Origin of the sequence: Kribbella sp. NPDC050241, from assembly GCF_044459685.1 — a bacterium.
Lineage (GTDB): Bacteria > Actinomycetota > Actinomycetes > Propionibacteriales > Kribbellaceae > Kribbella.
Map to the genome: position 1 here is coordinate 511,517 of NZ_JBITJE010000001.1, position 13,239 is coordinate 524,755.

Annotated in this window: 10 protein-coding genes and 1 riboswitch; of the genes, 7 read left to right on the forward strand and 3 right to left on the reverse strand. The window is 68.8% G+C overall.

The genetic code is table 11. The features are described from left to right. Positions 1-17: 17 nt before the first annotated feature. On the forward strand, positions 18-1,049 hold the full coding sequence (locus ACIBG5_RS02295) for a LacI family DNA-binding transcriptional regulator (protein WP_396389618.1): 1,032 nt from the start codon (positions 18-20) through the stop codon (positions 1,047-1,049). Here the strand turns inward: ACIBG5_RS02295 and ACIBG5_RS02300 are convergent. Both ACIBG5_RS02300 and ACIBG5_RS02305 read right to left on the reverse strand, forming a co-directional pair. Then, positions 1,023-2,090, reverse strand: a complete 1,068-nt coding sequence (locus tag ACIBG5_RS02300; protein WP_396389619.1) for a fatty acid desaturase family protein — start codon at positions 2,088-2,090, stop codon at positions 1,023-1,025. The genes ACIBG5_RS02295 and ACIBG5_RS02300 overlap by 27 nt on opposite strands. A gap of 78 nt (positions 2,091-2,168) precedes the next feature. After that, positions 2,169-3,236, reverse strand: a complete 1,068-nt coding sequence (locus ACIBG5_RS02305) for a fatty acid desaturase family protein (protein ID WP_396389620.1) — start codon at positions 3,234-3,236, stop codon at positions 2,169-2,171. Between the two features lie 194 nt (positions 3,237-3,430). On the opposite strand from ACIBG5_RS02305, the gene ACIBG5_RS02310 reads away from it, so the two are divergent. Together ACIBG5_RS02310 and ACIBG5_RS02315 are read left to right on the forward strand one after the other, a co-directional pair. Beyond that, positions 3,431-4,969, forward strand: coding sequence for an alkaline phosphatase D family protein (locus ACIBG5_RS02310; protein WP_396389621.1), 1,539 nt, complete (start codon positions 3,431-3,433; stop codon positions 4,967-4,969). Positions 4,970-5,119: 150 nt separating this feature from the next. Beyond that, entirely contained in the window at positions 5,120-7,183 is a 2,064-nt protein-coding gene (locus tag ACIBG5_RS02315) for a prolyl oligopeptidase family protein (RefSeq protein ID WP_396389622.1), read from the forward strand. A 14-nt stretch (positions 7,184-7,197) separates the two neighbouring features. On the opposite strand, the gene ACIBG5_RS02320 is transcribed toward ACIBG5_RS02315, so the two are convergent. Then, a complete protein-coding gene (locus ACIBG5_RS02320; protein WP_396389623.1) occupies positions 7,198-8,562 on the reverse strand; it encodes an aminotransferase class V-fold PLP-dependent enzyme in 1,365 nt (454 codons plus the stop codon). 16 nt (positions 8,563-8,578) lie between these two features. Then, positions 8,579-8,692: riboswitch (SAM riboswitch) on the reverse strand. Between the two features lie 142 nt (positions 8,693-8,834). Here ACIBG5_RS02320 and ACIBG5_RS02325 point away from each other — a divergent pair. From ACIBG5_RS02325 to ACIBG5_RS02340, 4 genes are all read left to right on the forward strand, one after another. Beyond that, positions 8,835-9,551, forward strand: coding sequence for a hypothetical protein (locus ACIBG5_RS02325; RefSeq protein WP_396389624.1), 717 nt, complete (start codon positions 8,835-8,837; stop codon positions 9,549-9,551). A gap of 5 nt (positions 9,552-9,556) precedes the next feature. Continuing rightward, complete coding sequence (locus tag ACIBG5_RS02330; protein WP_396389625.1) at positions 9,557-10,081, forward strand: DinB family protein; 525 nt, start codon at positions 9,557-9,559, stop codon at positions 10,079-10,081. Between the two features lie 72 nt (positions 10,082-10,153). Then, entirely contained in the window at positions 10,154-12,244 is a 2,091-nt protein-coding gene (locus tag ACIBG5_RS02335) for a DUF6351 family protein (RefSeq protein ID WP_396389626.1), read from the forward strand. 46 nt (positions 12,245-12,290) lie between these two features. Next, on the forward strand, positions 12,291-13,079 hold the full coding sequence (locus tag ACIBG5_RS02340) for a DUF4184 family protein (RefSeq protein WP_396389627.1): 789 nt from the start codon (positions 12,291-12,293) through the stop codon (positions 13,077-13,079). Positions 13,080-13,239: the final 160 nt, after the last annotated feature.

Genomic DNA, 13,239 nt, shown 5'->3' on the forward strand with positions numbered 1-13,239 from the left:
AAAGGGTGGGCCGGCGGGTGAGCATCAGCGGGGTGAACGGCACGGGGCAGCGCCGGCCCACGATGAAGGAGGTCGCGGCCCGGGCGGGCGTCGCGCTGAAGACGGTCTCCCGGGTGGTGAACGAGGAGCCGAACGTCAGCCCCGAGCTGACCGCGAAGGTCCAGGCGGCGATCAAGGAGCTCAACTACACCCCGAACGAGAGCGCCCGGATGCTGCGCCGCGGCAAGACCGGGACGATCGCGGTGGTCATCCGCGACATCGGCGACCCGTTCTTCGCCTCGCTCGGCCGCGCCGTCGAGCTGTGGGCCCGCTCGAGCGGTTCGGTCGTGATGATCGGCCTGACCGACGAGGACCCCGAGCGGGAGCGGGAAGTCTGCCTGGAGTTCGTCGCCCGCCGACCGGACGCGCTGATCATGGCGCCGATCGGGGAGACCCAGGACTACCTGGCCCCGCACGTCGACGCCGGGATGGCCGTCGTCACGATCGACCGGCCGGCGCACGGGATCGAGGCCGACGCGGTGCTGGCCGACAATGCCGGCGGCATCGACCAGGCGATCGACCACCTGGTCCGGCAGGGGCACCGGCGGATCGCGTACCTCGGTGACGACGAGCGGATCTTCACCGCCCGCGAGCGCGTGGTCGCCTACCGGGCCGCGATGTCCCGGCACCGGATCGACGTGGACGAGGACCTGGTCCACCTGTCCGAGCCCACCACGGAGGGCATCGGCATCACGCTGTCCGCCGTACTGGACCGGGCAGAGCCGGCTACGGCGTTGCTGTCGGCAAACAACATGACCACCGCCGAGGTGCTCCGTGGACTGGCCGGCCGGCGGGACAAGGTCGCGTTGGTGTCGTTCGACGACCTCGCGCTCGGCGACCTGCTCAGCCCCGGGTTGACGGCGGTGGCGCAGTCGGCCGACGTGATGGCGCGGACCGCGATCCAGTTGATGACCGAGCGCCTGCCCGAGCCGCACCGGCCGGGCCGCACGGTCCGCGTCCCGGTGAAGCTGACGATCCGCGGCTCAGGCGAGATCCCGCCCACCGGCTGAGCGGAGTTCCGCCGCCAGCGGGCACTGGAACGGGTCCCGTGCTCTGAGCCCGACGTTGTTCAGGTAGTCGACGACGATCCGGTACGACTCGAACAGGCCGACCTCGGTGTACGCGACGCCGTGCAGGGCGCAGTACTCGCGAACGATCGGCTGGACCTGGCGCAGCGTCGGCCGCGGCATGCTCGGGAACAGGTGGTGCTCGATCTGGTAGTTCAGCCCGCCCAGCGCGAAGTCGGTCAGGGTACCGCCGCGGATGTTGCGGGACATCAGTACCTGGCGGCGGAGGAAGTCGAGCTTCATCCCGGCCGGGACGAGGGGCATGCCCTTGTGGTTCGGCGCGAACGCGGCACCGAGGCAGACGCCGAACACCGCGAGCTGCAGACCCAGGAAGGCGCTGGCCTTGCCCATCGGGAGCAGCAGATACAGCGCGGCCACGTAGCCCGCGATCCTGGACATCACAACCACGGCCTCGATCCGGTCCAGCCGGTTCGCGTCGCGGCGCAGGAGGTGCCGCACGCTCGACGAGTGCAGGCCGATTCCTTCCAGCGTCAGGAGCGGGAAGAACAGCCAGCCCTGCCGCGCTGCGATCCATTGACCGAGTCGCCCGCGCTTCGCAACGGCGTACGGCGTGAAGGCGATCACATCGAGCTGTACGTCGGGATCCTTGTCCACCTGGTTCGGTGCGGCGTGGTGCCGGTTGTGCTTGCTCCGCCACCAGGTCACGCTCATCCCCGCGATGCAGCCGGCCAGGACTCGTGAGGTCCAGTCGTTCCGCGCCGCCGAGTGGAAGATCTGCCGGTGGGCGCTGTCGTGGCTGAGGAACGCCACCTGCACCAGCACGAGCGCCAACGCACCGGCCAGCAACAACTGGAACCAGGAGTCGCCGAGCAGTACGACGCCCACTGCCACCGCCAGCAAGGCGATCAGGACCAGACTGATCCGCGTGAGGTAGTAGCCCTGACGGCGTCGAAGGAGACCGAGCTCCTGAACGTTCTGCAGGAGGTCGGTGTAGAGGCTGACGTACCGCTGCTGGGTGCGCATTCGTGCATCATCCAGCATCGCGGCCAAACGGCCATGAAGGTGAGCGCGTGGTCGGATGTCCGGTTGGCAAAGTGCCGGCTAGCGCAACTGTGCGGCCAGCGGGCACTGGAACGGGTCCCGTGCCCTCAGCCCGACGTTGTTCAGATAGTCGACGACGATCCCGTACGACGTGAACAGCCCGACCTCGGTGTACTTCACCCCGTGCAGGTCGCAGTACTCGCGAACGATCGGCTGGACCTGGCGCAGCGTCGGCCGCGGCATGCTCGGGAACAGGTGATGCTCGATCTGGTAGTTGAGCCCGCCGAGCGCGAAGTCCACGATCATCCCGCCCCGGATGTTGCGCGACATCATCACCTGGCGGCGGAGGAAGTCGAGTTTCATCGTCGCCGGGACGAGCGGCATGCCCTTGTGATTCGGCGCGAACGACCCGCCGAGGCAGATCCCGAACACGGCCAGCTGCAGCCCGAAGAACGCTCCGGCCTTGCCGACCGGCAGCAGGATCAGCAGCACCGCCACCGACCCGGCCAGCCGGGTCAGCACGATCGCGGCTTCGATGCGCTCTACCGAGGTCGCCGTACGCCGGAGCAGGTGGCGCAGGCTGGCCACGTAGAGGCTCAGGCCCTCCAAGGTGAGCAGCGGGAAGAACAGCCAGCCCTGACGCCGGGTCAGCCAGCCGCGCAGACCCTTGCGCTGGGCAAAGACTTCGGGCGTGAAGGCGATGACTCCTGGGCCGATGTCAGGGTCGCGGTCGAGCTGGTTGGGCGCGGCGTGGTGGCGGCTGTGCTTGGAGTGCCACCAGCCGGAGCTCATCCCGACCAGTACGGCGGCCAGCAGGCGCGTGGTCCAGTCGTTCCATCGGTTCGAGTCGAAGATCTGCCGATGGGCGCCGTCGTGGCTGAGGAACGCGACCTGGGTCAGCACGAGCGCCAGCCCGCCGGCCAGGAGGAGTACCAGCCACGAGTTGCCGAGCAGGGCGACTCCGGCCCAGACGGCCGCGAACGCGATCGTCACCAGGGCGATCCGGATCCAGTAGTAGCTGTGGCGCCGCTTCAGCAGCCCGAGCTCGCGCACGGTGCGGGACAGCTCGGTATAGAGGCTTGCGTACCGCTGCTGCGGATGGTCGTCATCCTCGACGAGTTGCGACATGAGAAACGCCCCGCTCCGGGAGTGCATCGATCGCGATGCGCTACCGGGTCTGGGGCAGCGCCACGTATCTGTGGCTGGTACCACCACGGAACCACGGACACGGACCTGACGCAACCGGCGGTGTCAATGTGAGACCGGGCGCTGATCATCCGGGGTTCACCCGGTCGTCACCGGTGCGTAGGAAGCTGGCGGGCATGAACTTGAGCCGCCGCCAGCTCTTGGCCGCATCCACCGTCGCCGGTGCCTCCCTGGCTGTCCCCGGAATCCAGTCCAGCGTGGCTACCGCGGCCCCCAACGTCGTACGTCGTGACCGGCCCGCGTTGCCGTCCGGGATCATGTCGGGCGACGTCACCGAGAACTCCGCCGTCGTCTGGTCCCGGACCGACCGCCGCGCCCGGCTGGTCGTCGACCTGACCAGCAACGGCCGCTTCGACACCGCTATCCGGTTGCGTGGCCCGATCACCGGACCCGACGACGACTTCACCGCTCAGCTGCCGCTGAAGGGCCTGCGCCCGGGCCAGCGCTACGACTACCGGATCGCGTTCGAGGACTCCTGGGGCCACCGCGGCGAAACCCTCGAGGGGTCGTTCGGTACGCCGGGCCGCAACCGCGGACTGTCGTTCGTGTGGACCGGCGACACCGCCGGGCAGGGGTACGGGATCAACCCGGAGATCGGCGGCATGGCGGCGTACAAGGCCATGCACCAGACCCGGCCGGACTTCTTCCTGCACTCCGGCGACAACATCTATGCCGACGGCCCGATCGAGGCCGAGCTGAAGGTTGCCGACGGCACCGTCTGGAAGAACGTGGTGACCGAGGAGGTCTCCAAGGTCGCCGAGACGCTGGCCGAGTACCGCGGCCGGTACAAGTACAACCTGCTCGACGACAACGTCCGGGCGCTGTACGCCGACGTTCCGATCGTCAGCCAGTGGGACGACCACGAGACGCTGAACAACTGGTACCCCGGTGAGATCCTGACCGACGACCGCTACACCGAGAAGCGGGTCGACGTCCTGGCGGCCCGAGCCCGGAAGGCGTTCCTCGAATACCTGCCGATGGTGCACCCGGCCGGCCGGAACCGGATCTACCGCAAGGTGAGCTACGGCCCGCTGCTCGACGTGTTCTGCCTGGACATGCGGACGTACCGCGGCGCGAACCCGACACCCGACACCGTCGGCCCGGTCGCGATGCTCGGTGCCGAGCAGGCCGCGTGGCTGGTCCGCGAGGCGGCGGCGTCGAAGGCGACCTGGAAGGTGATCGCCAGCGACATGCCGCTCGGCCTGCTGGTTCCGGACGGCACGCTGATCGAGGCCGTCGCGAACGGCGTCAGCGGCGCGCCCGGCGGCCGTGAGCACGAGATCGCCTGGGTGCTGAGCCAGTTCAAGCGGCGCAAGGTCCGCAACACGATCTGGCTGACCGCGGACGTGCACTACGCCGCGGCCCACCACTACGACCCGTCCCGCGCGGCCTACACCGACTTCGACCCGTTCTGGGAGCTCGTGGCCGGCCCGGTCAACGCGGGCGCGTTCGGCCCGAACGCACTGGACTCGACGTTCGGCCCGAAGGTCGAGTTCGTGAAGGCGGCCGACTTCCCGAGCCAGTCGCCGGCCAGCGGCAACCAGTTCTTCGGTCATGTCTCGATCGACCCGCGCAGCGGCGTGTTCACCGCGTCCCTGCGCAACCTGTTCGGCACCGTGCTCTGGTCCCAGGACATCAACCCGGCCCGCCACTGAGGGCCCGTCGTTCCCACCGGCCTCCGGCGCCTGCGCGGGATGCCGCCCACCGGAGGCGGTGGGTCCGACGCTCACGGCACGACGACGTCGACCCGCGGCCGACGTACGAGCTTCTGCTGAGAGTCGCACTGGCCGGATAGGTTGGATCGCATGACCGCCGCTTACCCCGAGAGCCGTCGCGACGACGTCGTCGACACGCTGCACGGCCACCAGATCGCCGACCCGTACCGCTGGCTGGAGGACCCGGACTCCGCCGAGACCCAGGACTGGGTCCGCCGGCAGAACGAGTTCACCCAGGCCGAGCTGTCGACCTACCCGGAGCGGGTGTGGTTCGAGGCCACGATGTCCGCGATCCTGGCCCGGCCGCGGGCCGGCGTACCGGCGAAGAAGGCCGGCTGGTACTTCGCCGGCCGCAACGACGGCACCCAGGCGCAGGACGTCGTGTACGTCGCGGAGTCGCTCGAGGAACTGCTCGACGGCGGCCGGGTCCTGATCGACCCGAACACGCTGTCCGCCGACGGCACCGACTCGCTGGGCTCCTTCACCGTCAGCCCTGACGGCAAGTACTTCGCCTACGGCATCAACGAGAGCGGCAGCGACTGGACGACGTTCCGGCTGCTCGACATCGCCACCGGCACCGCGGTGGACGACGGCGTGACGGAGGCGAAGTTCTGCGAGGCCACCTGGCTCCCGGACAGTTCGGCGTACCTCTATCTGCACTATCCGCCGACCGGCCGGAGCGAGGGCACGGAGACGAAGTCGCTGACCGGTGGACGGCTGATGTTGCACAAGGTCGGCGATCCGCAGTCGTCGGACGAGTTGGTGCTGAGCTTCCCGGACGAGGACCGCTACTTCATCACGCCCGAGGTGTCCGAGGACGACCGCTACCTGGTCGTGCACATCACCGAGGGCACCGACCCGGCGACCCGGCTCTGGGTCTTCCCGATCACGTCGGACGGCCTCGGCGATCCGGTCAAGGTGGTGGACGAGTTCACCGACGAGATCGCGTTCGTACGGATGTCCGGTGATCAGCTCGTACTGCGGACGGACCGGGACGCGTCGCGTGGTCGGGTGGTGCTCTCCTCGCTGGACGGTACGTTCACCGATCTGATCCCGGAGGGCGAGGCAACCCTGCAGGCTGTCCGCGGTACGGCGGCCGGCCTGACGACCCTCACGCTTGTCGACGCACAGCCGGTGCTGACGCTTTACGCGCTGGACGGCTCCGGTGCTCGCGTTGTCGACGTACCGGGCGGGGGAGTGGTCGGTCTCAACGCGTCGCCGGAGTACGACGAGATCTTCGTCGGCCTGTCGACCACCACGGATCCCACATTGTCGTACGTCGTGTCGGCCGAGTCGGGCTCTGTGCGTGCGTTGCCGGAGCTGGTCCGTGGCGGAGGTGGCTTCACTCCGCCGTCGGTCACGGTGACTCGCCGGATCGCGACGGGCCGCGACGTGCCGTACTTCCTGATCACTCGCTCCGACCTGGACTTCTCACAGCCGCGCCCGACTCTCATGTGGGGGTACGGCGGTTTCCGCATCCCGGTCCTGGCCGACTACCGGCCGGGTTGGCCGGCGTGGCTCGCGGCCGGCGGAGTGCTGGTGATCGCCAACCTGCGCGGTGGTGGTGAGTACGGCAGCGACTGGCACGACGCCGGGCGGCTGAAGAACAAGCAGAACGTGTTCGACGACTTCATCGCCGTGGCCGAGCACCTGCGCGACACCCGCGTGACCACTCCGGAGCAGCTGGCCATCCACGGCCGCAGCAACGGCGGTCTGCTCGTCGCTGCGGTGATGGCGCAACGCCCCGACCTCTTCGCGGTCGCCCTGCCGGGCGTGGGTGTCATGGACATGGTGCGCTTCCACCTGTTCACCGTGGGAGCCGCCTGGGCCTCCGACTTCGGGCATCCGGACGACGCGTCGCAGTTCGAGGACCTGCTGGCCTACTCGCCGCTCCACAGTCTGCGGGACGGGACGGCGTACCCGGCGACGCTCGTGGTCACCGGTGACCACGACGATCGCGTCGTGCCGTTGCACAGTCACAAGTTCATCGCGACGCTGCAGCATGCCCAGTCCTCGGCCGCACCGATCTTGACTCGCATCGAGGTCAACACCGGCCACGGCTTCGGCAAGCCCGCTGCAATGGTCGCGTCGGAATGGGCGGACCTACTGGCGTTCGCTGCTCACCACGTAGGTCTGGTAACTCCTGAGCAGTAGGAGGCGGGTCGTCTTCACCAGATCCGCGGTGCCTGGAGGTCGCGCGGGTCTTCAACGGGCTGACAGCCGTGGGCGGTGTCCTCGTACTCCGTCCGCGGTCCGCTCGTGGCGAGCGTCCGTACGGCGTTGACGAGGCGGTCCACGTGCTCACGCGTCGTACCGAGGCCGAGGCTCGCTCGGACGGCGGTGCCGTGGTCGGGGGAGCCGGCGAGCAGGTGCCCGACGAGGGGGTGGGCACAGAACTTGCCGTCGCGAACACCGATGCCGTACTCCGCACTGAGCGCCGCCGACACGAGCGTCGAGCTCAGCCCGGCGATCGTGAAACAGACAGTGCCGACGCGGTCCGCGTCCTCAGCGAAGATCGAGTACGTCGTGACGTCGGAGAGCTGGGCGAGACCGGTGCGGAGACGGGCGAGCAGACTGCGCTCGTGCTGCTCGATCGCGTCGCGGTGCTTGGTGATCGCCGCACACGCGGAGGCGAGTGCGATCGCGCCGATGACGTTGGGGGAGCCGCCCTCATGGCGTGCCGGGCCGGTAGCCCAGACCACGGTGTCGCCGGTGACTGCGGTCGTGGCGCCGCCGCCGTACAGGTAGGGGTCGGCGGCGTCGAACCAGTCCGCGCGGCCGATGAGCGTACCGGCGCCATACGGGGCGTAGAGCTTGTGGCCGGACAGCGCGACCCAGTCGACGTCCAGCTTCTCGATGTCAACGGCGCGGTGCGGCGCGAGCTGGGCGGCGTCCAGGCAGACCCTGGCTCCGTGGGCCTTGGCGACTGCGGCGATCTCGGCGATTGGGAAGATCTCACCGGTGACGTTCGATGCACCCGTGACCACGACCAGCCGCGGGCCTTCGGGCGCGGCCCGGAGCGCGTCCGCGACGTCCGTCACGGCCTCGGTGGGGGAGTTCGGCGCGGCGAGGCGGACGGTCCGCTCGGCCGGCCAGGGGAGGAGCGCGGCGTGGTGCTCGGACTCGAAGACGATCACTGTCGCGTCGGCAGGCACGACGTGCGCCAGCAGGTTGAGTGCGTCGGTGGTCTGGCGGGTGAAGATCACCTGGTCGTCCGCACGGGCGCCGACGAAGGCATGCACCTCGGCGCGGGCCCGCTCGTACCACTGGGTGGTGATGCGGGAGGCGTAGCCGTTGCCGCGATGCACCGACGCGTACGACGGTAGTGCGGCCTCGACACTGGCGCGGACCGACTCCAGACACGGCGCGCTGGCCCCGTGGTCGAAGTTCGCGTAGTCCGTCACCCGGCCGTCGGCCAGCGGGACCAGGAGGTCCGAGCCGACGGTGGCCGGGACGCTGCCGGTGGCGAGCCGGGCGACGGTCGGCCGCGGGGTCGCCGTGCTGGCAGGCTCGAGGATGGAGAGGATCGACATGGTGCTGCTCCCAGGAAGTCCGCGCTTGCCGAACGGGGTATCCGCACGGCCCGGTCTTCACCCGGGGCACCCCACCGCGGAGGAGGGTTGCCGGCCAGCAAGCCGGGGCTTGACGCTGGCACTCATGACCTGCCGAGAACGGTAACGAACGGGCCACGATCTACGCCAGCCCTGATCTCGCGATGTGAGATAGCCGCACGCATGTTGAGACACGGTCCGGACCGCAACCTTTCGCGCGGCTGTTGCGTCCGACCGGGCGGGAGGTGGTGGGGATGTGGTGGAAGAAGGCGAGCTGTCCGGTCCGCAGCGTGGAGCAACTCTGGATCGAGGAGAACCTCGACTGGTTCGTCGCCGAGTTCGGTGACGAGCTCCTGCGCCGGCCGGTGGTGGTTCCCGAGGAGTCGTGGTTCCCGGCCGGGTACAGCGGTTCGGAGGACGACGTACGGGCGGTGTTCCGGACGTTGTGCGATCACGTGGAGGTGCCGGCGGACCGAGTCCGGCTGGACCTCGAGCCGGATGAGCCCGACGAGCTGGTCGCGAATCTGGGGCTGAACTCCGAGTCGTCCGGTGCGGCAGCGCACTGGCGTCAGCGCGACGGCGTCACCGTGGTGACGGTGGACATGAAGCAGGCGCAGCGGCCGGTGGCTCTGGTCGCGACCATGGTCCACGAGCTCGGCCACGAGCGGCTTCTCGGCGAGGACCGGATCGATCTGGACCGGCGCGACGGCGAGCCGCTGACCGACCTGTTCACGGTCTTCGTCGGCTTCGGGATCTTCAGCGCGAACGCGTCCTTCGAGTTCTACCGGACCCATACCCACTACCGGACCTCCAAGCTCGGCTACCTGACCGAGGCCATGTACGGGTACGCACTCGCGCGGTACGCCTGGCTGCGCGGCGAGACCGAACCGGCCTGGGCGGAGCGGCTCGACACCAATCCGCGCGAATGGATGAAGCAGGGGCTGCGCTACCTGGAGGCTGGTGTTGGATAGGCGCCATGACCATGGAATGGACAGCGCCTGACGTAGGCCGGCCCGATGGCTCGCTGACCGCGCCGGAACGCGAGCTACTGCAGGGGTATCTGAACTTCTACCGCACCACGCTGCTGTTCAAGTGCGCCGGTCTGACAGCGGAGCAATTGGCCGAGCGGCCGTCGCCGCCGTCGAACCTCTCGCTGCTCGGACTGATCCGGCACCTGACCAAGGTCGAGCGCATCTGGTTCCGCATCCACTTCGCCGACGAGTCGCCGGCCGAGCCGCTGTTCGCGCCCGAGCTGGGCAAGGACGCCGACTTCGAACTGATCGATCCGGCCGAGGCACAGACGGCGTACGACGGTCTGATCGCGGAGTGGAAGCTGTCCGACGACGCGGCCGCCACGCGGTCGCTCGACGATCGCTTCACCTTCGGCGGTACCGAGTCGACGCTGCGGATGATCTACATCCATCTCGTCGGGGAGTACGCGCGGCACTGCGGTCACGCCGACCTCGTCCGTGAGCAACTGGACGGCACCACCGGCGCCTAGTGGTCCACTCGAATCTGGAAATCGATTGCCTTGACCCTTCCGGTCTGCATCGCGCTGTGATCGACTCGTCGCATGAAGCGACCGACCGCCCTCGTTCTGCTCCTGATCGCTGTACTCTCCAGCCTGCTCGCGGTGCCCGCGCACGCCGCGGGTGTCCGGCTGGAGGTGCTCTCGTCGCCACGACCGGACATGGTCAGCGACGGCAACGTGCTGGTCGGGGTCTACGGCCCACACCTCGACCGCCTCACCGTCCGGCTGGACGGGCGCGATGTCACCGATTCCTTCGCCCGGACCGGTGATCACCTGACCGGCCTGGTCGACGGGCTCGTGGACGGCCGCAACACGATCACGGCCGACCGCGAACGGCTGGTGGTCACGAACCACCCGCGCACCGGTCCGATGCTCGCTGGTCCGCACGAGACGCCGTACATCTGTGGGACCGCCGACTTCACCACGCTCGCGAAGGTCAAGCTCGGACCGCCGACGGATGCGAACTGCTCGGTGCCGACCCGGGTCGACTATCTGTACCGGTCCACGATCGACCGCTCGCTGAAGGTGCTGCCCTCGGATCGGCCCGCGGACCTCGCGACCACGACCACCTCGGACGGCCGGACCGTGCCGTACATCGTCCGCGTCGAGACCGGCGTGATCAACCGGTCCATCTACGAGTACGCCGTACTTCACGACCCGGCGGCAGGCGAGCCGGACGTGCGGCACGCGCCGACCGGCTGGAACGGCCGGCTCGTCTACACCTTCGGCGGCGGCTGCCCGGGCGGCTGGTACCAGCAGGGCAGCGGCACCGGCGGCATCAACGACGACCTGATGCTCGGTCGCGGGTACGCCGTCGCGTCGTCGAGCCTGAACGTGTTCGGTGTCAACTGCAACGGGGTGCTGGCGGCCGAGACGATGTCGATGACGCGGGAGCACATCGCCGAGACCATCGGCGTACCGCGGCAGACCGTCGGCTGGGGCTGCTCGGGTGGGTCGTACCAGGTGTTCCAGATCGCCGACGACTACCCGGGGCTGCTGGATGGCATCGTCGCGTCCTGCGTGTTCCCCGAGGTCGGGTTCGCGACGCTGCACACGATCACGGACGCGCTGCTCCTGGACCACTACTTCCAGTCCGCGACCGGCTGGACCGACGAGCAGAAGCGGGCCGCAGCGGGCTTCGGCAAGGTCGGCACGATCGCCAACCTGGCCGGCGCCGGGCGCCGCATCGATCCACGGGTCTATTGCCCTGGGCAACTTCCGGTGGAGCAGCGGTACGACCCGGTGACGAACCCCGGCGGAGCGCGCTGTGACGTCTACGACCACCAGGTGAACGTCTGGAGCAAGGATCCGGCCACCGGCGCGGCGCGACGTCCGCTGGACAACGTCGGCATCCAGTACGGCCTGGACGCGCTGAACTCCGGCAAGATCACCGCGGACCAGTTCCTCGACCTGAACCGGGCGGTCGGCGGCTTCGACACGGACGCGAACTTCGTCCCCGCCCGGACTGTTGCGGATCCGGCGGCGATCAGTACGGCGTACCGGACTGGGCAACTGATCAACGGTGGCGGGGGACTGGCGAGTACGCCGATCATCGACTATCGGCAGTACTGGGACGAGTTGCCCAACGGCGACATCCACCTGATCTTCCACTCGTTCTCGCTGCGGGAGCGGCTGCGCAAGGCCAACGGTGATGCGGCCAACCAGGTGATGCTGGTGCAGGCCGGCGACGCTCCGGGTGGATTCAGTACGACGAACCCGGTGCTGGCCGACGCACTGACGGCGCTGGACCACTGGATGGACGCCACGGACGCTGACACCCGGCCCGGCTCGCCGCACGCGCGGTTGCTGCGCAACAAGCCGACGTCATTGGCGGAAGCCTGCTGGAGCCCGCAGGGCGAGAAGATTGTCGAGACGCAGGTCAACGGCATCGGCACGACCCGGTGCAACACCTTGTATCCGGTGTGGCCGGCGCCGCGGCAGGTGGCCGGGGCATCCGTTGCCAACGACATCATCAAGTGCCGGCTCCACCCGCTGACTCCGTCGGACTACAAGGTGCCGTTCACTCCAGCTCAGTGGGAGTCGCTGCGGCAGGCATTCCCCAACGGTGTCTGCGACTGGAAGGCACCCGGCGTCGGCCAGCAGCCGCTGGCTGGAAGCTGGCCCACCTTCTGACCTCTGGTCTTCTTAGTGTCCTGAGTCGGAACCTAGGCTGCGGGACGTGCCGTTCACCCTCGCGCATCCCGCAGCCATCTTGCCCCTGGTCCGACGTCCTCTGGTGGTGTCGGCCCTGGTGGCAGGTGCGGTGGCGCCCGACCTCTTGTACCTCGACCCGATCTACAGCTTCGCCACGCAAGGAATCAACGGCAACTTCACGCTGACCCTCACGCACAAGCTGTCGTCAGGCCTCTGGCTGGACCCGCTCCTGGCTTTGATCCTGCTCCTGGCCTTCCAGGTTGTGGTGAAGCGGCCGCTGCTCGCCCTGGCTCCGTCCGGTCTGGCTGCTCGCCTGCCCACCCCCTCCTGGCGCGTGCCCTCGACGGCTGTCCTGCTCTGGACCGTCGTGTCGGCGGTGATCGGCGCCCTGACGCATGTCCTCTGGGACTCGTTCACCCACTACGACGGCTACTTCGTCCGCCGGTACCACTCGTTCTTCGCGGCGCAGGTGACTGGTGCGTGGGACGTCAACCGCATCCTGCAGTACGTGAGCACCGTCGGCGGCTGCCTGATCCTCGCCGTCTGGCTCTACCGCTGGTACCGCCGGGTCGACGTACAGCCCGTCGCCAAGCACGACCACATCCCGTCATGGGTCCGGTACGTCGTACTGGCCGCGATGGTGCTCATCGGCCTGGCCGGAGCCGTCGTACAGCTGAGCAGGGCGGACCTCGTCGGCGAGGCGGCCGCCCGGTCGATGCTGACGGGGGTCGCCTCCGGGTGCCTGGCGGCGCTCGCCTGGTACGTCGTCCTCTGGCACCTCTTCCGGCTCCGCCGCCGTGTGGCGGCGCTGTGACGCTACGGATGGGGCAGCGTGATCGGCGTGTGACACGTGGGACTCGAGAGGTAATCGGGGTAGCCTGCTAAATATGGCGACCCGCACGTCTTCCCCGGCGCGGGCGCAGAAGTCGGCAGCCAAACGACCGAGTAACGCTCGTTCGGCCGCTGGTGGACGC

What these genes read in the sequence shown, in the direction of transcription:
- ACIBG5_RS02305 (WP_396389620.1), bottom strand. Translation starts at nt 3,236, where the DNA reads ATGTCGCAACTCGTCGAGGATGACGACCATCCGCAGCAGCGGTACGCA.
- ACIBG5_RS02335 (WP_396389626.1), top strand. Translation starts at nt 10,154, where the DNA reads ATGAAGCGACCGACCGCCCTCGTTCTGCTCCTGATCGCTGTACTCTCC.
- ACIBG5_RS02325 (WP_396389624.1), top strand. Translation starts at nt 8,835, where the DNA reads ATGTGGTGGAAGAAGGCGAGCTGTCCGGTCCGCAGCGTGGAGCAACTC.
- ACIBG5_RS02330 (WP_396389625.1), top strand. Translation starts at nt 9,557, where the DNA reads ATGACCATGGAATGGACAGCGCCTGACGTAGGCCGGCCCGATGGCTCG.
- ACIBG5_RS02300 (WP_396389619.1), bottom strand. Translation starts at nt 2,090, where the DNA reads ATGCGCACCCAGCAGCGGTACGTCAGCCTCTACACCGACCTCCTGCAG.
- ACIBG5_RS02310 (WP_396389621.1), top strand. Translation starts at nt 3,431, where the DNA reads ATGAACTTGAGCCGCCGCCAGCTCTTGGCCGCATCCACCGTCGCCGGT.
- ACIBG5_RS02315 (WP_396389622.1), top strand. Translation starts at nt 5,120, where the DNA reads ATGACCGCCGCTTACCCCGAGAGCCGTCGCGACGACGTCGTCGACACG.
- ACIBG5_RS02320 (WP_396389623.1), bottom strand. Translation starts at nt 8,562, where the DNA reads ATGTCGATCCTCTCCATCCTCGAGCCTGCCAGCACGGCGACCCCGCGG.